Source organism: Synechococcus sp. MIT S9451 (assembly GCF_047304725.1).
In the GTDB taxonomy this organism is placed as follows: domain Bacteria; phylum Cyanobacteriota; class Cyanobacteriia; order PCC-6307; family Cyanobiaceae; genus Synechococcus_C.
In genome coordinates this window covers 806,346-827,650 of sequence record NZ_CP138971.1, presented here as the reverse complement: position 1 = coordinate 827,650, position 21,305 = coordinate 806,346, and the positions used below count along the sequence as shown (strand labels likewise).

The 21,305-nt window shown below is 59.8% G+C and carries 18 protein-coding genes; 7 read left to right on the top strand and 11 right to left on the bottom strand.

Translation table 11 applies throughout. The features are described from left to right. Positions 1-37 precede the first annotated feature (37 nt). Complete coding sequence (grpE, locus tag SIB72_RS04295; RefSeq protein WP_413744719.1) at positions 38-775, bottom strand: nucleotide exchange factor GrpE; 738 nt, start codon at positions 773-775, stop codon at positions 38-40. A gap of 109 nt (positions 776-884) precedes the next feature. Here grpE and SIB72_RS04290 point away from each other — a divergent pair, with 109 nt between their 5' ends. From SIB72_RS04290 to SIB72_RS04280, 3 genes are read left to right on the top strand one after another with little or no spacing between them, the layout of a single operon-like run. Further along, a complete protein-coding gene (locus SIB72_RS04290) occupies positions 885-2,621 on the top strand; it encodes a GspE/PulE family protein (RefSeq protein WP_413744718.1) in 1,737 nt (578 codons plus the stop codon). A 10-nt stretch (positions 2,622-2,631) separates the two neighbouring features. Further along, positions 2,632-3,708 (top strand): type IV pilus twitching motility protein PilT, encoded by a 1,077-nt coding sequence (locus tag SIB72_RS04285; RefSeq protein WP_413744717.1) that lies wholly within the window; start codon positions 2,632-2,634, stop codon positions 3,706-3,708. Between the two features lie 10 nt (positions 3,709-3,718). Beyond that, a complete protein-coding gene (locus tag SIB72_RS04280) occupies positions 3,719-5,017 on the top strand; it encodes a type II secretion system F family protein (RefSeq protein WP_413744716.1) in 1,299 nt (432 codons plus the stop codon). 37 nt (positions 5,018-5,054) lie between these two features. Here the strand turns inward: SIB72_RS04280 and SIB72_RS04275 are convergent, their stop codons facing one another. Together SIB72_RS04275 and msrB are read right to left on the bottom strand one after the other, a co-directional pair. Next, complete coding sequence (locus SIB72_RS04275; protein WP_413744715.1) at positions 5,055-6,350, bottom strand: NAD(P)/FAD-dependent oxidoreductase; 1,296 nt, start codon at positions 6,348-6,350, stop codon at positions 5,055-5,057. Further along, positions 6,277-6,789 carry a peptide-methionine (R)-S-oxide reductase MsrB gene (gene msrB / locus SIB72_RS04270; protein ID WP_413744714.1) on the bottom strand — a complete coding sequence of 171 codons (513 nt, stop codon included), beginning with the start codon at positions 6,787-6,789 and terminating at the stop codon, positions 6,277-6,279. Before msrB ends, SIB72_RS04275 begins: the two co-directional genes overlap by 74 nt. A 71-nt stretch (positions 6,790-6,860) precedes the next feature. Here msrB and dusA point away from each other — a divergent pair, with 71 nt between their 5' ends. Continuing rightward, a complete protein-coding gene (dusA, locus tag SIB72_RS04265; protein WP_413744713.1) occupies positions 6,861-7,865 on the top strand; it encodes a tRNA dihydrouridine(20/20a) synthase DusA in 1,005 nt (334 codons plus the stop codon). A 9-nt stretch (positions 7,866-7,874) separates the two neighbouring features. Here dusA and SIB72_RS04260 read toward each other — a convergent pair whose 3' ends face one another. The 7 genes from SIB72_RS04260 to SIB72_RS04230 all read right to left on the bottom strand — a co-directional run bounded on the left by SIB72_RS04260 (position 7,875) and on the right by SIB72_RS04230 (position 15,318). Then, on the bottom strand, positions 7,875-8,399 hold the full coding sequence (locus SIB72_RS04260; RefSeq protein WP_413744712.1) for an RNA recognition motif domain-containing protein: 525 nt from the start codon (positions 8,397-8,399) through the stop codon (positions 7,875-7,877). A gap of 130 nt (positions 8,400-8,529) precedes the next feature. Continuing rightward, positions 8,530-9,930 carry an argininosuccinate lyase gene (argH, locus tag SIB72_RS04255; protein WP_413744711.1) on the bottom strand — a complete coding sequence of 467 codons (1,401 nt, stop codon included), beginning with the start codon at positions 9,928-9,930 and terminating at the stop codon, positions 8,530-8,532. Positions 9,931-9,995: 65 nt separating this feature from the next. Then, on the bottom strand, positions 9,996-11,405 hold the full coding sequence (locus SIB72_RS04250) for a PP2C family protein-serine/threonine phosphatase (protein ID WP_413744710.1): 1,410 nt from the start codon (positions 11,403-11,405) through the stop codon (positions 9,996-9,998). Between the two features lie 38 nt (positions 11,406-11,443). Further along, positions 11,444-13,141 (bottom strand): signal recognition particle-docking protein FtsY, encoded by a 1,698-nt coding sequence (gene ftsY / locus SIB72_RS04245; RefSeq protein WP_413744709.1) that lies wholly within the window; start codon positions 13,139-13,141, stop codon positions 11,444-11,446. Between the two features lie 24 nt (positions 13,142-13,165). Continuing rightward, a complete protein-coding gene (nusB, locus tag SIB72_RS04240) occupies positions 13,166-13,807 on the bottom strand; it encodes a transcription antitermination factor NusB (RefSeq protein WP_413744708.1) in 642 nt (213 codons plus the stop codon). Positions 13,808-13,835: 28 nt separating this feature from the next. After that, positions 13,836-14,585, bottom strand: coding sequence for a DUF502 domain-containing protein (locus tag SIB72_RS04235; RefSeq protein ID WP_115019026.1), 750 nt, complete (start codon positions 14,583-14,585; stop codon positions 13,836-13,838). Positions 14,586-14,652: 67 nt separating this feature from the next. Next, complete coding sequence (locus tag SIB72_RS04230) at positions 14,653-15,318, bottom strand: HpsJ family protein (RefSeq protein ID WP_244281507.1); 666 nt, start codon at positions 15,316-15,318, stop codon at positions 14,653-14,655. A gap of 41 nt (positions 15,319-15,359) precedes the next feature. Here SIB72_RS04230 and queG point away from each other — a divergent pair, with 41 nt between their 5' ends. The 3 genes from queG (at position 15,360) to SIB72_RS04215 (ending at position 19,792) form a co-directional block, all read left to right on the top strand. Further along, on the top strand, positions 15,360-16,337 hold the full coding sequence (gene queG / locus SIB72_RS04225) for a tRNA epoxyqueuosine(34) reductase QueG (RefSeq protein WP_413744707.1): 978 nt from the start codon (positions 15,360-15,362) through the stop codon (positions 16,335-16,337). Then, positions 16,337-17,215, top strand: a complete 879-nt coding sequence (locus SIB72_RS04220) for a tetratricopeptide repeat protein (RefSeq protein WP_115119271.1) — start codon at positions 16,337-16,339, stop codon at positions 17,213-17,215. Before queG ends, SIB72_RS04220 begins: the two co-directional genes overlap by 1 nt. A 69-nt stretch (positions 17,216-17,284) precedes the next feature. After that, positions 17,285-19,792, top strand: a complete 2,508-nt coding sequence (locus tag SIB72_RS04215; RefSeq protein WP_413744706.1) for a DNA gyrase/topoisomerase IV subunit A — start codon at positions 17,285-17,287, stop codon at positions 19,790-19,792. A 35-nt stretch (positions 19,793-19,827) separates the two neighbouring features. Here the strand turns inward: SIB72_RS04215 and purF are convergent, their stop codons facing one another. Beyond that, a complete protein-coding gene (purF, locus tag SIB72_RS04210) occupies positions 19,828-21,261 on the bottom strand; it encodes an amidophosphoribosyltransferase (protein ID WP_413744705.1) in 1,434 nt (477 codons plus the stop codon). Between the last annotated feature and the right edge of the window lie 44 nt (positions 21,262-21,305).

Here is a 21,305-nt window from a genome sequence, read left to right as displayed (position 1 = left end):
CATCCCGTTCATCACCCTAAGGGCCAGCCAAGGGAGCTCAACTCTCCTGTTGGTTGGGTTCTCCCTCCATCGCAGGGCCAGAATCCTGAGCATCAGCGGGAGAATCAGGCGCCGTTGCCGAGGCGACATCACCTTGGGGTCCGGGCCCCATCGACACCTTCACCATGGCGTGGCGGAGCACACGGCCATTGAGGTGATACCCCCGCTGCAGCTCTTCGATCACCACGTCTTCATGGTGCTGATCGCTCGGTTCCCGCAAAACAGCCTCATGCAAGCTGGGATCGAACTCCTGACCCACAACCCGCATCGGAGCAACACCAAGTTGCTTCAACACATCCACCAGCTGCTTGTAGAGCCCCTGATAGCTGCGATGTAAAGCCTGGGCCTCTTCACCTTCGGGATTGAGCTGATGCCGGGCACGCTCGAAGTTGTCCACCACCGGCAGGATCTCGCTCAATGTGCTGCAGGTGAGTTGCACCTTGAGATCATCCTGATCTCGGCTCTGACGCTTGCGGAAGTTGTCGAAATCAGCAGCGATGCGCATGTATTGGCTGCGCAGGGTCTCGTGTTCTTCGCGCAAGCTGCTGTGTTCGCGCTCCAACTGCTCCAAGCGCGCTTCATTGTCTTTGCCACCCGCTGCTGTTGGATCCGGAGAGGGAGCGCTGGCTGCATCACTCGGAGCCTCCACAGTCTCGGCCGCAGCCTCGGGACCTGGACCGGGTGCTGCAGCATCAGCGGCGGGATCGTGAGCTGATGAAGAGGGATCGCCACTCATGCTGACCAGTTGCAGATTCACACCTAGACATGTTGATAGGTAAGGCTCACCTCCCACAAGCGGCGGAAGCCCGCACCTCCAGCACCAGATCCCTCGCCGCAGCCCCACCGTGAGAGACCAGCAGCGTTTTGTCCTGGAGCTGCTGTTGCAGGAACCGGTCCCGGAACGACTGGATCAAGACAGCCATCAGCAACTGCTGACAAGACTTGAAGCAAAAGGACTTGTCCCCAACAAGCATCCACGCCTGGCCGCAGCCCTGATCGCCCTCCAGAGCCAGGAGGCCAACCAGACCACTGCTGCTTTGGCGGAGTCAAATCAAGCAGAAGCAGACATCAACCTGCCGCAGGATCCTGGAGAAGAAACACTGGATGACCCCCCAGAAAGCCAGGAAGAGAGCGAGGCACCCATCAACCTCGATTCACTGCTCTCTGGCTTCAACAGCGACGGGGTCCTGGAAGAAGAGCCCGAAGAAGCAGCCCGACTGGGCTCAAGACACGAAGACCTCGAACAAACCTTCCGAGACACGAACGCCTCACCAGTGGTGAATCTGGTGAACCGCATCCTGCTTCAGGCCCTGCAACTTGGGGCAAGCGACATTCATGTGGAACCCCAACAAATCGGCCTCCAGGTGCGCTTCCGCCAGGACGGTGTGTTGCAGAGCTACAGCGAACCGCTGCCCAGTCGCCTGGTGCCAGCCGTGACCTCACGCTTCAAGATCATGGCCGACCTCGATATCGCCGAAAGACGGCAAGCCCAAGACGGTCGAATCCGCCGCCGCTTTCGCCAACGCAGCGTTGATTTCCGCGTCAGCAGTCTGCCGAGCCGCTTCGGGGAAAAGATCGTGCTGCGGCTCCTCGACAGCTCATCCACGCAACTGGGCCTCGACAAGCTGATCAGCAACCCGGAGGCACTCGAACTGGTGCGCAGCCTCGGCTCCAAGCCATTCGGCATGATCCTGGTGACTGGTCCAACAGGATCAGGAAAATCGACGACTCTCTACTCGCTGCTGGCGGAACGCAACGATCCCGGGATCAATATCTCAACGGTGGAGGATCCAATCGAATACACCCTCCCAGGCATCACCCAATGCCAGGTGAACCGGGAAAAGGGCTTCGACTTCAGCACGGCCCTACGGGCGTTCATGCGACAAGACCCAGACGTGCTTCTCGTGGGAGAGACCCGTGATCTAGAAACAGCCAAAACAGCGATCGAAGCTGCCCTGACCGGCCACCTGGTGCTCACCACCCTGCACTGCAACGACGCCCCAAGCGCTATCGCCCGCCTTGGCGAGATGGGGGTGGAACCCTTCATGGTCAGCGCTTCCCTGATCGGGATTGTGTCGCAACGGCTGCTACGGCGTGTCTGTAGCCATTGCCGCGAAAGCTATCAACCCGATGCCACTGAACTGGGCCGATTCGGGCTCATGACGCACCATGAGACAGGTGTGCGCTTCTACCGAGCCCACCACCACGATGGCAATCGTGACCACAGTGGCGACCCCTGTCCCCACTGTCAGGGCAGCGGTTATCGAGGCCGGATCGGTGTGTACGAAGTGCTGCGCATGAACGAGCAGTTGGCCACGGCTGTGGCCAACGGTGCCACCACCGATGTGCTCCGTCGTCTGGCTCTGGAATCGGGCATGAAAACCCTGCTGGGCTACAGCCTCGAGTTGGTGCGTCAGGGTCAGACCACCTTGGAAGAAGTGGGCCGGATGATCCTCACCGACTCAGGCCTGGAGTCGGAGCGACGAGCCAGGGCTCTCAGCACCGTCACCTGTGAACGATGTGGTGGCGGACTACAGGAAGGCTGGCTGGAATGTCCGTACTGTCTGACCCCTCGTCAGTGAGGTGCCTGCCATGGATCTGATGATCGAAGACCTGATGGAGCAACTGGTCAAGGCCGAAGGCAGTGATCTGCATCTCGCCTGCGGCCAACCACCGTACGGCCGTTTCAGCGGCGAACTGCGCCCCCTCTCCGACACACCGCTGAGTGAGGAGAGCTGCAACCGCCTGATCTTCTCAATGCTCAATAACAGCCAGCGCAAGACGCTGGAACAGACCTGGGAGCTCGATTGTGCCTACGGCCTCAAAGGCGTGGCACGCTTCCGCGTGAACGTCTATCGCCAGAAGGGCAGCTATGCCGCCTGCCTCAGGGCGCTCGGCAGTTCAATTCCCAGTATCGAGGCACTCAACCTGCCCCCAGTGGTGGTGGAAACCTCTGCCCGCCCCCGCGGCCTTGTGCTGGTGACGGGACCGACCGGATCCGGCAAAACCACCACATTGGCGGCACTGCTCGACCACATCAACCACACCCGCAGCGAGCACATCCTCACGATCGAGGATCCGATCGAATTCGTGTACCGCAGTGACCGCAGCATGGTGCACCAGCGCCAGTTGCATGAAGACACTCGCAGCTTTGCCAATGCCCTACGGGCTGCGCTGCGCGAAGACCCCGACGTGATTCTGGTGGGTGAGATGCGCGATCTGGAAACGATTCAACTCGCCATCAGTGCAGCCGAAACCGGTCACTTGGTCTTCGGCACCCTGCACACAAGCTCAGCCGCCCAGACCGTCGATCGCATGGTGGATGTGTTCCCACCTGGCCAGCAGACCCAAATCCGTGTGCAGCTATCGGGAAGTCTGATGGCCGTGTTCTCCCAAACCCTCTGCCGTCGCGACAAGCCGCAGCCCGGCGAATTCGGACGGGTGATGGCTCAAGAGATCTTGATCAACACCCCGGCAATCGCAAACCTGATCCGTGAAGGCAAAACGGCTCAGCTCTATTCCCAACTTCAGACCGGGGGTGAACTGGGCATGCAGACCCTGGAACGGGCCCTTGCCAATCTCGTCCAAACCGGAGCAATCAGCCAGGCAGAAGCCATGACCAAGGCCGGGAAACCAGGCGAACTGAATCGTCTCCTAGGGAACAGCTGAGCCGAACGCCATGGCCAGCTTCGTTGCCACCTATCAAGCCACCAGTGGCGGAGACCGAACCCTGCGGATCCAAGCTCCGGATCTAGCAACGGCGCGCAAGCTGCTGCGACGGCGGGGCATCAAGGCGACAACGGTTCAGATGGAGAAGCCAACCGACCAAGGTGGAAGGCCACGGAAGCGTGGAAGCAACCCCAACAACACGAGCGAAGGACAGGCAAAAGGCGGCCTGCAAACCATGCTCTCCTTCGATCTCAGTGGCGCCTTTGAAAAGGCACCGGGGGTGCGAGAAAAGGCGGTTTTTGCGAGCAAGCTGGCGGCACTTGTGGATGCAGGGGTGCCGATTGTGCGCAGCCTGGATCTGATGGCCAGCCAGCAGCGACTGCCGATGTTCAAGCGAGCATTGCTGCAGATCGGCCTGGATGTGAATCAAGGCACGGCCATGGCGACTGCCATGCGCCAATGGCCGAAGGTGTTCGACAAGCTCAGCATTGCCATGGTCGAAGCCGGTGAAGCGGGAGGCGTCCTCGACGAATCACTGAAACGTTTAGCCAAGCTGCTTGAAGACAACGCCAGGCTGCAAAACCAGATCAAAGGCGCCCTGGGCTATCCAGTCGCCGTTCTGGCAATCGCCATCCTGGTGTTTCTGGGAATGACCATCTTTTTGATTCCAACCTTCGCGGGGATCTTTGAAGACCTAGGAGCAGAGCTACCGCTGTTCACTCAGCTGATGGTGGATTTGAGCGCCTTATTGCGATCGTCTTTTGCCCTACTGATTGCCGGCGCCGGGCTGATAGGGATCTGGCTGATCAGCCGCTACTACGCCACGCACAACGGGCGGCGTGTGATCGATCGCCTGATCCTGAAACTGCCTCTCTTTGGGGATCTGATCATGAAAACGGCCACCGCCCAGTTCTGTCGGATTTTCAGCTCCCTGACCCGGGCAGGAGTTCCAATCCTGATGTCCTTAGAGATCTCGAGCGAAACCGCCGGCAACGCGATCATTTCCGACGCGATTCTGGAATCCCGCAACCGGGTGCAGGAAGGGGTGCTGCTGAGCGCGGCCCTGATCCGCCAAAAAGTTCTACCCGATATGGCCCTCAGCATGCTGGCCATCGGCGAAGAAACCGGGGAGATGGATCAGATGCTGAGCAAGGTGGCCGACTTTTACGAAGACGAGGTCTCGGCAGCGGTCAAGGCCCTCACCTCGATGCTCGAACCAGCAATGATCGTGGTCGTTGGCGGCATCGTCGGCTCCATTCTGCTGGCGATGTATCTGCCGATGTTCACCGTGTTCGATCAGATCAACTGAGCCTGCATCGCTTTGAAGACGATGCAGGCCATTCCGATCAAGACAGAGACGCGGCTATGGCCTGACCAGCCAGCCAGCCGCTGCTCCAGCAGTGCTGAAAATTGAAACCTCCGGTGACCCCATCGACATCCATCAGCTCACCAGCGAGATAAAGCCCTGGCAGCCGCCGACTCTCCATCGTGGCCAGATTGATCTCCCCGAGATCCACCCCGCCAGCTGTGACGAACTCCTCCCCGAACGGACCGCGACCGCGAATCGGGTAACGACTTCCGGTGAGAGCCTGAGCCAAAGCCCGCTCCCAACTCCCGGGACAATCAGCCCAGCGGCGCTGCGAGTCGGCCCCTACCTGCAAGAGCAAAGCCAACCAAAGGCGACGCGGCAAGCGTTCAGGCCAAGGCCTGGCCACCGCCAAACTGCGTCGTGGCTGCTGCCGGCGCAACTGCGCCAACTCAGACGCGACCTGATCCAGTGTGTGGCCCCCAACCCAGCGCACTAGCAGAACACCCCGATAACGCTGGCCATGCAAAGCACGCGCTGCAAAAGCACTCAGGCGCAAGGTGGCGGGTCCGCTGAGACCCCAGTGAGTGATCAGCACACGACCGGTCTGCCGAAAACGCTGCTGATCGCACTTCACTTCGAGGCTGACATCATCAAGAGCGATGCCACTGCAAGCCGTAATCGCGGGTGCTTCCAGAGCCAAGGTGAACAAGGAAGGCAACGGAGGCGTCACCCCATGCCCCAAAAGCTGAGCAAAGCGTCGGCCACTGGGGTGGCCACCGGTGGCCAGCAACAGCCTGCAGCCACGCCAGACCCGACCACCAGAACCATGCACCACGAAACCGGCTTGGGTGGTCTCCACCCGGCGCACCGGAGCACGGCATTCCAACGCCACACCAACTGCACGGGAAGCCTTGAGCAGGCAATCGATCACCGCCTCGGAACGGTTGGCTTGGGGGAACATGCGGCCATCAGGTTCCTCCACCAACTCAAGGCCATGGTCTGAGAACCAGCCCACGGCATCACCACAAGCAAAACGGCTGAACGGCCCGCGCAGGGGGCGGCTACCGCGGGGGTAATGACCGACCAGTTCCCGAGGGTCCCAGCAAGCATGGGTGACATTGCAACGGCCCCCTCCGCTGATCCGAACCTTGGTCAACGGGTCCGGTGTGGCCTCCAGCACCAGCACTCTCTGGCAGCCCTGCTCCGCCGCCGTGATCGCTGCCATGAAACCGGCGGGACCCCCACCGATCACAATCAAATCATGGGGAGGGCTGGAATCGCAGTGCAACTCCGTTGTTGCAGAAACGCTTGCCGGTGGGTTTGGGCCCGTCATTAAACACATGGCCCTGATGACCACCACAGCGACGGCAGTGGTATTCGGTGCGGGGAATGATCAGCTTGAAATCTATCTTTGTGGCGATCGCTCCAGGCAGTGCCTGCCAAAAGCTGGGCCAGCCGGTGCCGCTGTTGAACTTGGCCTCAGAGGAGAACAGAGGCAGATCACAACCGCTGCAGTGAAAGGTGCCTGGTCGCTTTTCATCATTGAGAGCACTGCTAAACGGTGGTTCCGTTCCTTCCTGTCGCAAAACGCGATAAGCCTCCGGAGACAAGCGGCGCTTCCACTCCGCATCACTGAGGTCCCAGGCCGTTTCATCAGCCTTGGAGGCAGCCAGCACAAGCTTCGGCGACCTGAACAGACCGACCGATCCGGCCAAGATCGCCAACAGCAGGGAACGGCGACTCAGCCACCAGTACTGCAGTGAAGAGGCCATGGCTTCAGGCATGAATCGATCAACACCCCTTATCTAAGTGCTTCGGTCCAAGGGAAGGGAAGAATGGAGCGATGGATTCCCCACCCCCTATTGATCGGGAACCCGCCTGGCGGTTCAGCGTCGCGCCGATGCTCGACTGCACCGATCGACACTTCCGAGTGCTGATGCGGCAGATCAGCCGTCGAGCTCTGCTCTATTCAGAGATGGTGGTGGCTCAAGCGCTGCACCACAGCAAGCGTCGGGAACGCCTGTTGGCGTTCGATCCGGTGGAACATCCCATTGCCCTACAGGTCGGGGGCGATGACCCCGCTCTGCTGGCTGAAGCCACAAAAATGGCTGCCGACTGGGGGTACGACGAGATCAACCTCAACGTGGGCTGCCCTAGCCCCAGGGTGCAAGCAGGCAATTTCGGTGCCTGCCTGATGGCGGAACCAGAACAGGTCGCTCGCTGCGTAGAAGCGATGTGCCAGGCCTCCCCGCTGCCGGTGACCGTGAAACACCGCGTGGGCATCGACGACCTCGATAGTGATGCCCTGCTCCAGACCTTTGTCGACCTGGTTGCTGCCGGCGGTGCCTCACGCTTCGCGATTCATGCCCGCAAAGCCTGGCTGGAGGGACTCGACCCCAAGCAGAACCGCACAATTCCACCGCTGCAACATGACCGGGTCATCGCCCTGAAACAACGCAGACCCGAGCTGACGATCGAACTCAACGGTGGCCTCGACACCCCGGAACAGTGTCTGGATGCGCTGCGCAGCTGTGATGGCGCCATGGTGGGGCGATCGGCCTATGCCCATCCTCTGCGTTGGGGATGTGTCGACCAACTGATCTACGGCGAGAGCGAACGCACCATCACCGCCTCAGGTGTGGTGCTTGGCCTGATCCCCCATGCCCAAGCTCATCTCGAACGGGGCGGGAGGCTCTGGGACCTCTGCCGCCATCTGGTGCAACTGGTGGAAGGAGTCCCTGGAGCCCGGCACTGGAGACGCAACCTCGGGCTCAAAGCTCAACGCCGTGGAGCTGACATCCCGGTGCTGGAGGAAGCAGCCCGGCAACTGCTTGATGCCGGGCTGTAAAAGCAGAGATCAGCCCTCAGCACCGCCGTAACTGTCACCACCACCACCAGCACCGCTGCGACGGCGACGACTGCGACCGTCGTCATAGTCACTGGACTGACCGCCAGCGCCGCCGCCGCCGCCAGCGCCACCGCCGTAACTGCGATCTTCCCAGCCACGGGCACCAGAGCCACCGCCATAACCGCCACCGCCACCGCCACCGCTGCGGTAACCACCTCCTTCCGAACCACCGCCGCGGTAACCACCACCGCCGCCGCCATAACCGCCACCGCCACCACGACGTGGAGCGCTGCCACGAGGCTCGGCTTTATTGATCCTCAGGGGACGACCCATGAGCTCAACTCCCTGGAGCGCCTCGATCGCAGCGTCTTCGGCAGCTTCATCGACCATTTCGATGAAGGCGAAGCCACGCTTTCGACCGGTGTCCCGTTCCAAAGGAAGGGCGCAGTTTGAGACCTCGCCATGGGTCGCAAACAATTCAATGATGTCTTCCTGCTCAGCGCGGAAGGGCAGATTGCCGACGAAGATGCTCACTTTCCTAGTGGACCGTTGATGAAGGGGACCGATGGGACCTGACCTGCCATCGGTTCATGCTCCGGAAAGGAATCAATGGCCTTTGGCCTACTCAGCGTAGACCCAGTCAGTCACTTCGTTTCATCCACCTTCATGCCAATCGCGATTCCCAGCGTTTCAACTGTTCCTCAACACGCACAAAACCAGTGCCCCCTTCACTGACGCGGGCCGCCACCACTTGACGCGGAGCTAGAGCCTCGAACAGATCCGCCTCAAACACAGGGTGAAAGCTTTTCCATTGGTCGAGGCTGAGATCGAGCAACAACACACCGTCCTGCAGACAACGTTTCACCACGGCCCCGACTAACTGGTAGGCCTCCCGGAAAGGCACACCGCGGGCCACCAGATAATCAGCGACATCCGTGGCATTAGAAAAATCAGACGCCACCGCCCGTTCAAGCCGCTCAGGACGAAACTCGACTCCTTCCTCCATCAGGATCGCCATCGCCTCAAGACAATCGGATGTGGTGCGAACCAGATCGAACAGGGCTTCCTTGTCTTCCTGAAAATCCTTGTTGTACGCGAGGGGAAGACCCTTAATCATCGTCAGCAAACCTTGCAAGTGGCCGAAAACGCGCCCGCACTTACCCCGCACCAATTCAGGTACATCAGGATTCTTCTTCTGGGGCATCAGGCTGCTGCCGGTGGCACAGCGATCGCTGAGTCGCACAAAGCCACACTCCTCGCTCGCCCAGAAAATCACCTCTTCCGCAAGACGACTGAGGTGCACCATCACCAGCGCCGCAGCCGATGCGAATTCAACAGCGAAATCTCGGTCACTGACAGCATCAAGACTGTTGGCATAGATCGCCTCGAAACCAAGGGCCTCGGCTGTGCTGCGGCGGTTGATCGGCACCGGGGTTCCTGCCAAGGCAGCAGCCCCAAGTGGTGAGACATTGACCCTGCCGCGCACATCAGCCAGGCGCTGGCGATCACGCTCCAGCATCTCCACATAAGCAAGAAGATGATGCGCCAGACAAACGGGCTGTGCCCGCTGCAGGTGCGTATAGCCCGGGATCAGGGTGGTGCGCTGGTCTAAGGCCTGTTGCAGCAGCGCCCGCTGAAAACGGAGCACGCGATCGTTCAGTTCATCAAGACGACGGCGCAGCCAAAGGCGCAGGTCGGTGCCCACTTGGTCGTTACGACTGCGACCGGTGTGAAGCTTCTTTCCGACCGGTCCGAGCAGGGTGATCAAACGCCGCTCAACGGCAAAGTGAACATCCTCATCAGCCAGGCCGGGACGGAAAGATCCGGCCGCGGCCTCATCGCGTATCGTCTCCAGCCCTGCGCAGAGCTGGCTGGCTTCCTCGGCACTGATCACACCACATTCCGCCAACATGCGGGCATGGGCGATGGAACCGTCGAGATCCTCTTGAAGAAGAGTGATGTCGAACCCGATCGAAGCATTGAACCTTTCGATCGCAGGGTGGAGGCCCTGATCAAAGCGGTCACTCCAGGTGCCGGAGCCTCCACCCGTCACTCCCCCAGCCATACCGTCATCCGAGCTCAGCGTGCAGTCAGCTTGTCAGGCCGAGGGATCCCAACGGTGCCGAACAATCAGAGCGCAGCCCGGGGAACAGAAGGCAACATCACCTCCTCCGGGACCTTCAACACCACCATCGAGGCATCATCTTCCAGTTGGCGATCCACTCCAACGAAGCGATCCAGACGGGTGAAGAGCTGATCGAGGATGCCTTGAGACCCGGTGCCAGATCGACAAGCCGCCTCAAGGCTGCGCATCAGGCGCTCCTCATCAAAGCGATCACCAGTGATCCCAGGTGCCTCGGTCACCCCATCGGTGTAATAGAGCAGCACATCACCAGGTTCAAGCACCACCTCACCGCAACCGTATTCCGCCTCCGCCTGCAAACCAATCAGCAGACCCGGGGCATCCAACCGACTGATACTGCGCTGCTGCGCCCTCCAAATCAAGGGCGGATTGTGGGCAGCATTGGCAAAGCGCAAGCGTCGGGTACGGGGATCGAAATCGGAATAGAACAGCGTGACAAAACGGTGCGACTGAGCCAGATCCTCCTGGGCCAGCTGGTTGAGATCGTGGAGGATCCGATCAGGAGGCAGGCCGCTGAGAACTTCGGCCCGCAACATCCCGCGCAGCATGGTCATCAGTAGACCAGCGGGGACCCCCTTCCCCATCACATCACCCATCAACAGAGCCCAGCGTCCACGCTCACGGCGCCGACCCATCAGCTCCGGACGCGTGGGAATGAAGTCGTAGTAGTCACCACCCACCTGAAAGGCGGGACGACAACGAGCGGCAAGCTCCACCCCTTCGATCACCGGACAATGATCGGGAAGCAATTGCGCCTGAATTTCGGCACCAATGCTGAGCTGGCGATCCACACGCTCATGACGGCGTGCTTCCTGGAGCATCAAATCGTGTTCGACAGCAACACCAGTGAGATCAGCCACCAGTTGCACATGGCGCCGGTGCACGTCACTCCAAACCAGAGGACCGGTACTGCTGAACACATACAGACGACCCCGCTGACGGCCGCGAGCCACCAGAGATGTGGCAAACAGACCGGCCCGGCCGAGATGGCGCTGGACTAGATGGTCGAGAGCAAGCACCTGGCGTTCATCCGAACCGAAGCCCACCGCTGTGCCCGGATCAAAGGCGGCGATTTGTCGCAACAGCTCTGGCGACCGCTGATCTGGCAACATCTGCAATTGCTCGCGCCAGATCCTGCCATCAGCGGTGAAAGGGACCAGCAGGGAACCGTCAACACCCACCAGACGGGAGGCCACCACAGGCACCAACTCCAGGAAGCGATGCAGGTTGGTGAAGCTACGCAGGGCAAATCCAAGGGAGGCCAGAAGCTCCTGGCTGGATCGCTGCTCCCTAGAAAAGCTGTCGAACAGTTCTCGCAGCGAAGCAGTCGCCGTTAAGGGCTGAGCCACGGTGCGTTGATGCGGCGTGGAATGGCGACGGGTTGACTTGCTGCTCACGGCCGTCCATGGCAGTGCGCGAACGCTAGCTACGGCGATCAGCGGCCGGCCAACAAAGCCTCCACAAACTCAAAGCTGTTGAACGGTCGGAGGTCACGGATTCCCTCTCCGGCTCCGATGAACCTGATCGGAAGACCCGCCTCAGACGAAACAGCCAGAGCAACTCCACCGCGGGAGGTTCCATCGAGTTTGGTGATCACCACCCCCGTGAGATCGGCAGCCTTGGCGAAGGCCAGCGCCTGTTTCAGCCCGTTCTGACCCTGACTGGCATCAAGGACCAGGAGAGATTCCACCTTCGATTCCGGAGCTAGACGATCAACGATGCGCCGAATCTTCTGAAGCTCCTCCATCAAATTGTGCTTTGTCTGCAGACGACCAGCCGTGTCGACCAAGAGCAGATCTGCCTCTTTGGAGCGGGCCGCTCCAATCGCATCGAACACGACAGCAGCAGGATCAGCGTTGGCTGTGGGATTGGACACCACGGGCACATCACTGCGTTGACCCCACACCTCCACCTGCTGCACTGCAGCAGCTCGGAACGTATCCGCAGCGGCGATCATGGCGCTGTAACCGCTTCGCACCGCCAGGTTGGCAAGCTTGCCGAGGGTCGTGGTCTTACCGACTCCATTGACACCCACCATCAACCAGATATTCAGACGCCCGCGCTCAGGGGCAAGTAGCTCAAAACCACTGGCCTGAATCGGCTCATCCAGCAAGTTTCGCAGCTGCTCCTTCAAGAAACGGATTCCTTCGCTGGGATCCACCACCTCTTCATTGAGGCGTTTTCTGAGCGCTTCCATCACCTGATCGGTCGCCACAACACCAGCATCTGCACGGAGCAGAAGGGCCTCAAGGTCATCCACCACCTCAGGGGTGAGGGGATCATCTCCAAGGCTGTCGAGAAGACCAGTAACAAAGCCCTGTCGGGTTTTTTCAAGGCCACGACGAAGGCGAACGAGCCAGTCGATTTCTTCCAGCGAGACCTGATCGGCCTGACGACCCTGGGCCGCCAACACCTCGGCAGACCAAGTGAAGCTGTCATCGAACTCGCCAAGCTGAGGTTGATCAGAACCATCTGCCAGAGCAGGCTCAACCGAGGGAGCGGCCGGTGCAGGCATCGACACCGGTGCGGACGTGGCACGGGCCTCAAGCTCCTGCTGGCGTTGCTGCCGCTCAGCGGCGGCCTGCTCGAGAAGAGACAGCCTTGGTGCGGGAGTCGTACTGGACTCCGAAGTGGCAATCGGGGTCGAAAGCGGAGTGGCAGACGAAGCGGTGCTCACCGGTGATTCAGGTGAGGCCACCTCAGAGACCTCTTCAACTGAGGGCTGCTCTGGTAAGGGCTGCTCTGGCGCAACGGGCGTCTGAATTTGTTCAGCTTCAGCCGCCTGCTGCGCCTTCAGACGGGCATAGGCCTGACGAGCCCACTCAAGGGGATCGTCGTCCACATCAGCGGTCGCCGAAGCTTCGGCAGCGGTTGGAGCTGCCTCATCCACTGCCGCAACTGCCGCAACTGACGGCTGTGATGCAGGGATGCTGGGCTCAGGCTCAGGCTCAGGCTCAGGCTCAGGCTCAGGCTCAGGCTCAGGCTCAGGCTCAGGCGATTGTGCGTTGGCCAGCTCGTCTGCTGCGGAAGACTCTGGTGTCTCGCCATCACTGTCGATCGGTGATGCCGAGTCACTCTCCGCTGGAGTCGGCTCGGGTTGAGCGGAGCGACGCTGGAACCAGTCGAAAACCATCGAAACTGCCGAAGCGAAACGAAATCAGGAGCCTGCAGATGAAGCCTGAGCCGCATTCTGCAGACGCCGCAGAACGCCATTAATCATGCGACGACCTTGATCATCGCTGTAGCGGTTAGCCAGTTCGACCGCCTCATTGCAGGCGACAGCGGAAGGTGTCTTCAAACTGGTGAGATCAACCACGGCTAGGCGCAGGATGTCACGGTCGATGCGGGGCAAACGACTCAAACGCCAGCCCTCCATCACCCCATCTAGACGAGCATCGATGCCACTCCGCTGTTCCAACACCAGACTCACCCGACGCATCGCTCCGTGGCGCACGGTCTCCTGATCAGCCAAGGCAAGCAGACGGGGCAGCTCCAGGCTTCCGGAGAGACTGTTCAACACCTGCTCAGCGGTAGTCAGTGAAGCCTTGAGGTGATCCCGAACCACGGATGAACTGTGATCGCCACCATCTTGAAGCTCGCTATCGAGCAGAGACTGCTGAGCCTTTTCAAGATCCTGAGCCGAGGCATCCAGCGACTCTCGCCAATGCTGCTGCAAAGTCTCAAGAGCTTTCTGGAGAACGGAATCCAGCTGCAGATCCGCAGCATCCTGATGATCACGATCAGAGAGCTGACCAAGCACCAGCAGTGCCAGCTCACGGGCTAGAGAACGGGACTGCATGAAAGCAAGTAAAAAACGAAGGGATGGGTCAGACCCCTGACGTGGACGACGAGGGGGATACCGATGCTCGCAGCTGGGAGATCAGACTTGAAAAACTGCGATTGACCGGAGCCTCCCGCTCATCGGGATTCACAATGCCAGCCGAAATAATCGTTCGGAAGGCATCCTCCACCGAAATCTCGAGATCCCGCACCGAGGATTCAGGAACCAGGGTGTACCAGCCAGTGGTGGGATTGGGCGCTGTGGGAATGAAGACGCTGAGCAACGGTTCCTTCAAATCGGCCTGGAGTGAGGGACCAACCACTCCGGTCACGAATCCAACGCTGAAGAGTCCTTCACGGGGATATTCCACGAGAACAACCCGGCGGAAACGACTGGAGTTGTCTCGCAGAAAGGTCTCAAGCAACTGCTTGAGCGTCTTGTAAACGGAGCCTGCCAGGGGGATGCGTTGCAAGGTCCCCTCACCGAACTCAAGCAACCAGCGGCCAACGATGTTGCGAGCCATCAGGCCGATCAACAAGATCCCGAGCAGAGGCACCGTTAAACCCAGCGCCAGGTTGATCAGATCCTGTAGAAGCGGATTGAGGGTGATGAAAGGATTGAACTGCTTCGGAATCGACGTCAAAAACGCGAGTACAAAGCGGCTCACCGTTGTCGCCAACCAAATCGTGGTGGCAAGCGGAATGACCACCAGCAGACCGGCGATCAGATCATTTTTCAGATCCTTCTGAAGTCTGTCGCCGAGCGGCAGATCAGGTCTGGGGTTGGACTGCACCAAGGAACGACCAGGGCTTGGAGCCGACGTGATCTGCCCAACCTAACCAGCTGCCAGCGAAAACCCGCCTTTAGAGAACCGAGGCGAGAGCAAGCAGCACAAAGGCCACAGCCAAAACGACCGCACTGAAAGTGCCCCCAAAGCGCCGCTGATTCACAGCCAGATTGCGCTGTCGTTCAGCCTGCTGGATCTGGTCGTCCATCTGAGCAAGCTGACCATCAATAAACCTCTGGGCAGCCTTGGTTTTGTCGTCATCGCTGGCACCTGCAGGCAGCTGGCCGGCCTGGGCCAGCTGTTCACCCAACATCTTCACGCCTTCAGGATCCTTGGACTGCTGGCGGGCCATCTCCAACTGACCACGCTTTTGCTCGAGGGTCTGATCAGCCTGACCAGCAAGGGTCTGATTACCGGTGATCGCCATGGGGACGACACCGATCAGGGCGATGGTGAGCAAAGAGGAGAGGACGCAGACCACCCAGCGAATCGGCGTACGCGCAGCACCTGGATGATCAAGCCGCGAACCAATCAACATCAACAACAGACCCACCAAACCCATCGGTGCCTGATTCACCAGGCGCTCAATCAGCACCTGCTGAAAAGCTGGATCACTCCATTCCGCAGCACTGAAGATCACGACGAGCTGGAGAATCAGCAGCACCACGAGAGTGATGCCGAGCCAGCGAAGCACTGCCGCCAGGCGCAGGTTGGAGGAAAGACCCGAAGCTGAAGCAGACACGGCAAACTGCCAGAAGGTGCCCAACTTTAGAGTCAGTTTCCGTGGAGGCTCTGTCGGCTCAGAAGGAACTCAGCAGCGCTCTGAAGCATCAGGCCCGAGCACAGGGATTCGAACCGGTCGGAATCGCCCGACTGCCAGGAAGCGCACGGATGCGCTTACGCAGCGCAGCTCTGGAACGGTGGCTGGACGCGGGGTACCAAGCCGACATGGGCTGGATGGCAGCACCGCGACGAAAGGATGCGACTCAATTGCTGGAGGGCGCTACGAGCCTGCTGGCCGTGGGCCTCAACTACCACGTGAAACACGAACGGATGCCAGGCCGTCTGGCAATCGCGCGCTATGGCTGGGGGCGGGACTACCACCGGGTGGTGAGCCAACGACTGAAACGACTGGGACGGTGGCTGGAAAGCCAGAAACCTGGCACCCGCTGGCGAGCTTGTGTGGATGCCGATCCCTTGCTGGACAAAGCCTGGGCCGAAGAAGCTGGCCTGGGCTGGATCGGAAAGCACAGCAATCTGATCCACCACGAACGCGGCTCCTGGATGGTGATTGGCCATCTCCTCTGCGACATCGAGCTCAGCCCCGACCCCCCCGCAGCACCCCTTTGCGGTCGCTGCACGCTCTGCATGGAGGCCTGCCCGACCCAGGCGATCCGAGAACCGTTCGTGGTGGATTCAGGGCTCTGCCTTGCCTATCACACGATTGAAAATCGAGACGCCGAGCTACCCGAAACAATCAAGGCAGCGATGGGCCCCTGGGTGGCTGGTTGCGACATCTGCCAGGACGTCTGCCCCTGGAATCGAGGCGACATACCGAGCAACGACGATCCAGATCTGCAACCACGGCAATGGATGCTTGATCTCAGCCGTGAACAGGCGATGACATGGGATGACGCCACCTGGCAAGAGCAACTGCGCGGTTCGGCACTACGCCGGATTAAACCCTGGATGTGGCGCCGAAATGCCGCCGCGGCAGAGCCGAAGGACGTGCCTACGCTGGACAAATCTGGATCAAGGTGATGGGGAGACGTCAACGTTCGTGGTGCTCAGCCCTGGTGCTGTCGATGGCCAGCATCGTCAGCACACTGCCCGCTCAGGCGCTTGTACCTACGGTTTACCTACCCAGTGCCCAGGAATTAGAGGGTTCAGCCATCGGCATCGGCCGAACCGCCGCCCAACTTCTCAGCCTGGGACAACCCGAGGAAGCAGCCCGACTCGCAGCCCTGGCCGTACGGCTGCGTCCGAATGATGAACGCTTATGGGCCGTGCTGGCAGAAGCCCAACTACGCAGCAAACAGCTCAAACCGGCCGCCGACTCCCTGGCCCGCGCCAAAAAACTCGACCCAAAGAATGCAGGACTCTGGTTTGCCGAAGCCTCTTTAGCTCTTCGGGACAATCGACCGAACGATGCCATCCCGCTCCTGGACCAAGGGCTAAAGCTGGATCCGAAGAACCCCAGTGCCTACTTCGACCTTGGCAATGCACGGGTGATGCAAACGGAATTCCGTGCCGCCCTCAGCGCCTTTGAAAAGGCGTCATCCCTCAAACCAACATTCTGGGAAGCACTGAACAACCAGGGGATCGTGTTGTTCGAAATGGGGAACACGCGAGAAGCGATCCAGCGTTGGCGCCATGTCCTAACCATCGAACGCAACGCCGAACCGATGCTGGCCCTGGCCGCAGCTCTGAATCGTCAAAAAGACGGAGATGAAGAAGCGATCACGCTTGCTCAACAGGCCCTAAAACAAGATCCCAACTACGTTCTGCCTGATCATCAGAAGCAGCAACTCTGGGGTCTCAGCCTGCGCCTCGCCACCCGAGATCTGCTGACCAACCCCGGGCTTAAAACTGCGGTTGAACGTGCCCAAGCCAATGCGGATCCCTCCAGCAGTCCTTGAACAGGGCTGTTCAAACAGAAAGACATCTGTAGGCTGAGCCCCGTTCGCCCTCGGTAGTTCCAGACACGGATGGCAGAGGAGCGCGTTCAACCGATCGCCCTGCATCAAGAGATGCAGCGCTCCTACCTCGAATACGCGATGAGCGTGATCGTGGGTCGGGCGCTTCCTGATGCCCGTGACGGTCTCAAACCGGTGCAGCGCCGCATCCTGTTTGCGATGCATGAACTGGGGCTCACCCCAGACCGCCCCTATCGCAAATGCGCCCGCGTGGTGGGTGACGTGCTGGGCAAGTATCACCCCCATGGTGACCAGGCGGTCTACGACGCACTGGTGCGATTGGTTCAGACCTTCTCGAGCCGCCATCCACTCCTCGATGGCCATGGAAACTTCGGATCGGTGGACGATGACCCACCGGCAGCCATGCGTTACACCGAAACGCGGTTGGCCCCCATCGCCCATCAAGGCCTTCTCGATGAGATCGGCGATGACACAGTTGATTTTGCCTCCAACTTCGACGGGTCCCAACAAGAACCAACGGTGCTTCCGGCCCAGCTGCCGTTCCTTCTCCTAAACGGTTGCTCCGGCATCGCGGTGGGCATGGCCACCAGCATCCCGCCACACAACCTGGGCGAAGTGGTCGATGGCTTGATCGCAATGGTGCGCAAGCCCGATCTAAGTGACGAGAAGCTGCTGTCGATGATCCCTGGGCCCGATTTCCCCACAGGCGGTGAGGTGCTGCTGGGAACCGGCGTCCGTGAAACGTATCTGCGCGGCCGGGGAAGCATTCCGATGCGGGGCGTCGCCCACATCGAGGAAATCCAACCCGGGAAAGGGCGCCACAAACGAGGCGCAGTGATCATCACCGAACTGCCTTACCAACTCAGCAAGGCCGGCTGGATCGAAAAACTCGCCGACCAAGTCAACGACGGCAAGATCGGAGGGATTGCCGACATCAGGGATGAAAGCGATCGCGAAGGCATGCGCGTCGTAGTGGAACTTCGCCGCGACGCTGAACCCGACAAAGTGCTCGCCGAATTGCAACGCCGAACATCGCTGCAAAGCAATTTCGGCGCCATTCTCCTGGCCCTGGTGAATGGTCAACCACAACAGCTGTCGTTGCGACAGCTGATGCAGACCTTCCTGGAATACCGGGAACTGACGCTGATCCGGCGCACCAGTCATGCCCTACGCAAGACGGAAGACCGGCTTGAGGTCGTGGAGGGTTTGATCACGGCCCTGGATTCACTCCAACGGGTGATCGCCATGATTCAAGAGGCCAAGGATGCCGCCTCCGCCAGGGCAAGCCTGATGGTGCATCTCGATCTAACCGAACGACAGGCTGATGCCGTTCTGGCAATGCCCTTACGACGGCTCACAGGCCTTGAGCAAGAAAGCCTGCGCAATGAAGCAGAGGATCTGCGCCGAGAACGGCAACGCCTTCAGTTGCTGTTAAAGGAACGAGATCAACTGCTCGATGCGATGGTGCAGGAGCTGAAGCAACTGAAAAAACGCTTCGCCACACCGCGACGCACCCGCCTGATCGAAGGAGGCGACCACTTGCTGGCCGAAAAGGCTGCGAGTCAGCGCCCCAATGCCGAACTACAGCGACGTCAGGCGCTTGGAGCCCTGCCCACGGACGGACGTCTCCTGATCCAGACCGATGGTCAGGTGAAAGTGGTGAGCCCTCAACTGCTCGGTCGGCTGCATCTGAACGAACCAGTGGAACTGGGTGATGAACCCTCTCCGGCCCGTCTGATCCTGCCAATCAAGCCTGAGCCCCGATTGCTGGCCGTGACCAGCAGCGGACGCATGGCCTTGGTGCGCTGGGAATTCGCTGGCCAGCAACCGGGAGGACTGGAACGCTTCCTGCCAACCGCCATGGAAGGCGATCCAGTGGTCAGCCTGCTGCGCCTTCCGGCCTCTGACGACGACAACGCCAACCGTTGCCGCTCCTTAGGACTGCTCAGCAGCGATGGACGCTTTAAACGACTTCCTCTGCAAGAGGTGCAGGATCTCTCAGGACGTGCCACCAGCATCGTGAAACTGAAAGAAGGCGTCTCACTGCTCTCGGCTGTGGTGTGTGAAGACGACGGAACAGTCGCCCTGGTCAGCGACATCGGCCGAGTGCTCTGCCTACCTGTCGAGGAACAAGCGCTGCCATTGATGGGGAAATTGGCTCAGGGTCCAATGACAATGCGAATGCTGCCCGGAGAATCTCTGGTCGGGGCCGTCAGTCAACCAGCCCACAACGACCACAGTGCTGAATCACAAGGAAACAGTGGTGAGATTCTTGTGGGTAGCCGTCAGGGGAAAGTCATACGCCTGCCACTAAGCGATTTACGCCGGTGCAAAAGGGGCGATATGGGCGACATGATCATGCAGCTCGAAAGCAAAGGGAAGGATCCAGACCGCCTCGTTTCCATCTGTGCTGTCGAAGAGCTTGTGGGGGTGGTCAGCAGCAAGAACCGCCATGGCCGACTGCTCAGCGCCGAGCTGAGCAACAACACCGATCAACCCACCCAACTGACTCTCAAGGGCGATGAAAGCCTCGCCGATCTGGTGCCCTTGCTGAGCTAAATCCCTGCCCAGATCCGGATGGAAGCTTGCTGTGCTCAGCCTTTGGACGCCGCCACACCTGAGGGTTCGAGCATCAGTTTGCTGGAACGAACCGAGTCATCCATGGGAATTGGATAGCTGCCATCAAAACAAGCCGTGCAGAAATGTTCAGAGCTGGCGTGAGCGGCTTCAACCATGCCTTCCTTGCTGAGATAAGCGAGGGTGTCAACCTTGAGATGGTCCTCGATCTGCTTCACCGTCAACCGAGCGGCAATTAACTGATCCTGCGTATCGGTATCGATGCCGTAGAAGCAGGGATGGGTGACTGGCGGTGAACTGATCCGCATGTGCACCTCAGTGGCGCCTGCATCACGCAGAGCCTGCACCAATTTGCGGCTGGTCGTACCGCGCACGATGGAGTCATCAATCACCACCACCCGCTTACCAGCCAAGACATCCGGCAACGGATTGAGCTTGACGCGGATTCCAGCCTCTCGCATCGCCTGAGTGGGCTGAATGAAGGTGCGACCCACATAGCGATTTTTGATCAGACCATCAGCGAAGGTGATGCCACTGGCCTGAGAGAAACCAATCGCTGCCGGAATCCCAGAATCCGGTACACCGATCACCAAATCAGCCTCAACGCCCGATTCACGGGCCAGAATCTGACCAATCCGTTGGCGATAGCTATACAGCGACTCACCGAAAAAGCGACTATCTGGACGAGCGAAATAAATCATCTCGAACACACACATCCGCGTTGAAGGCTCCGCCCATTGCTCCCGCTGGGGCTCAGTGTCTCCAAGCCGAAAGGTAATCAACTCGCCAGGTTCGACGTCAGCCTCAAAAGCTGCACCGATGATGTCCAGACCACAGCTTTCACTGCTCACCACCCAGTGACCACTCTCGGCATCTCCCAACCGACCGAAGACCAACGGTCGGACGCCATAACTGTCCCGAAGGGCATACAACGCGTCGACGGTACCGATCACCAAGCTGAAGGCTCCGCGGCACATGGCAGCGGCTTCGATGATGGCCGGCTTCCAATCCAGCCCACGATTCACGGCCTGCTGAATCGCGAAAGCAATTAATTCCGAATCAGTGGTGGAGGTGAATTCGGTCTGACCATCATCGAGCTTGTCCCGGAGCTCAGCGGCATTGACAAGATTGCCGTTGTGAGCAAAGGCAAAAGGCCCCAGACGGGTCATCAACACCACAGGCTGCGCATTGCAAGCCTTGCTGCTGCCCGTTGTGGAATAGCGGTTATGGCCGATGGCGAGGTTGCCGGGCATTCGCGCCAGCACGTCCTGATCGAACACCTGGCTGACCAAGCCCATGTCTTTGTGCAAGCGCACCTTGCCGTGGTTGAAAACGGCGATACCGGCCGATTCCTGACCGCGATGCTGCAGTGAATACAGACCGAAGTAAGTGAGATTGGCAACAGGTTGCCCATCGGCCAACACCGCATAAACCCCGCACGCCTCCTCCATCCGATCGGGTCGCTCTGCGATGGGCTGATGCACAGGGCGCCTCA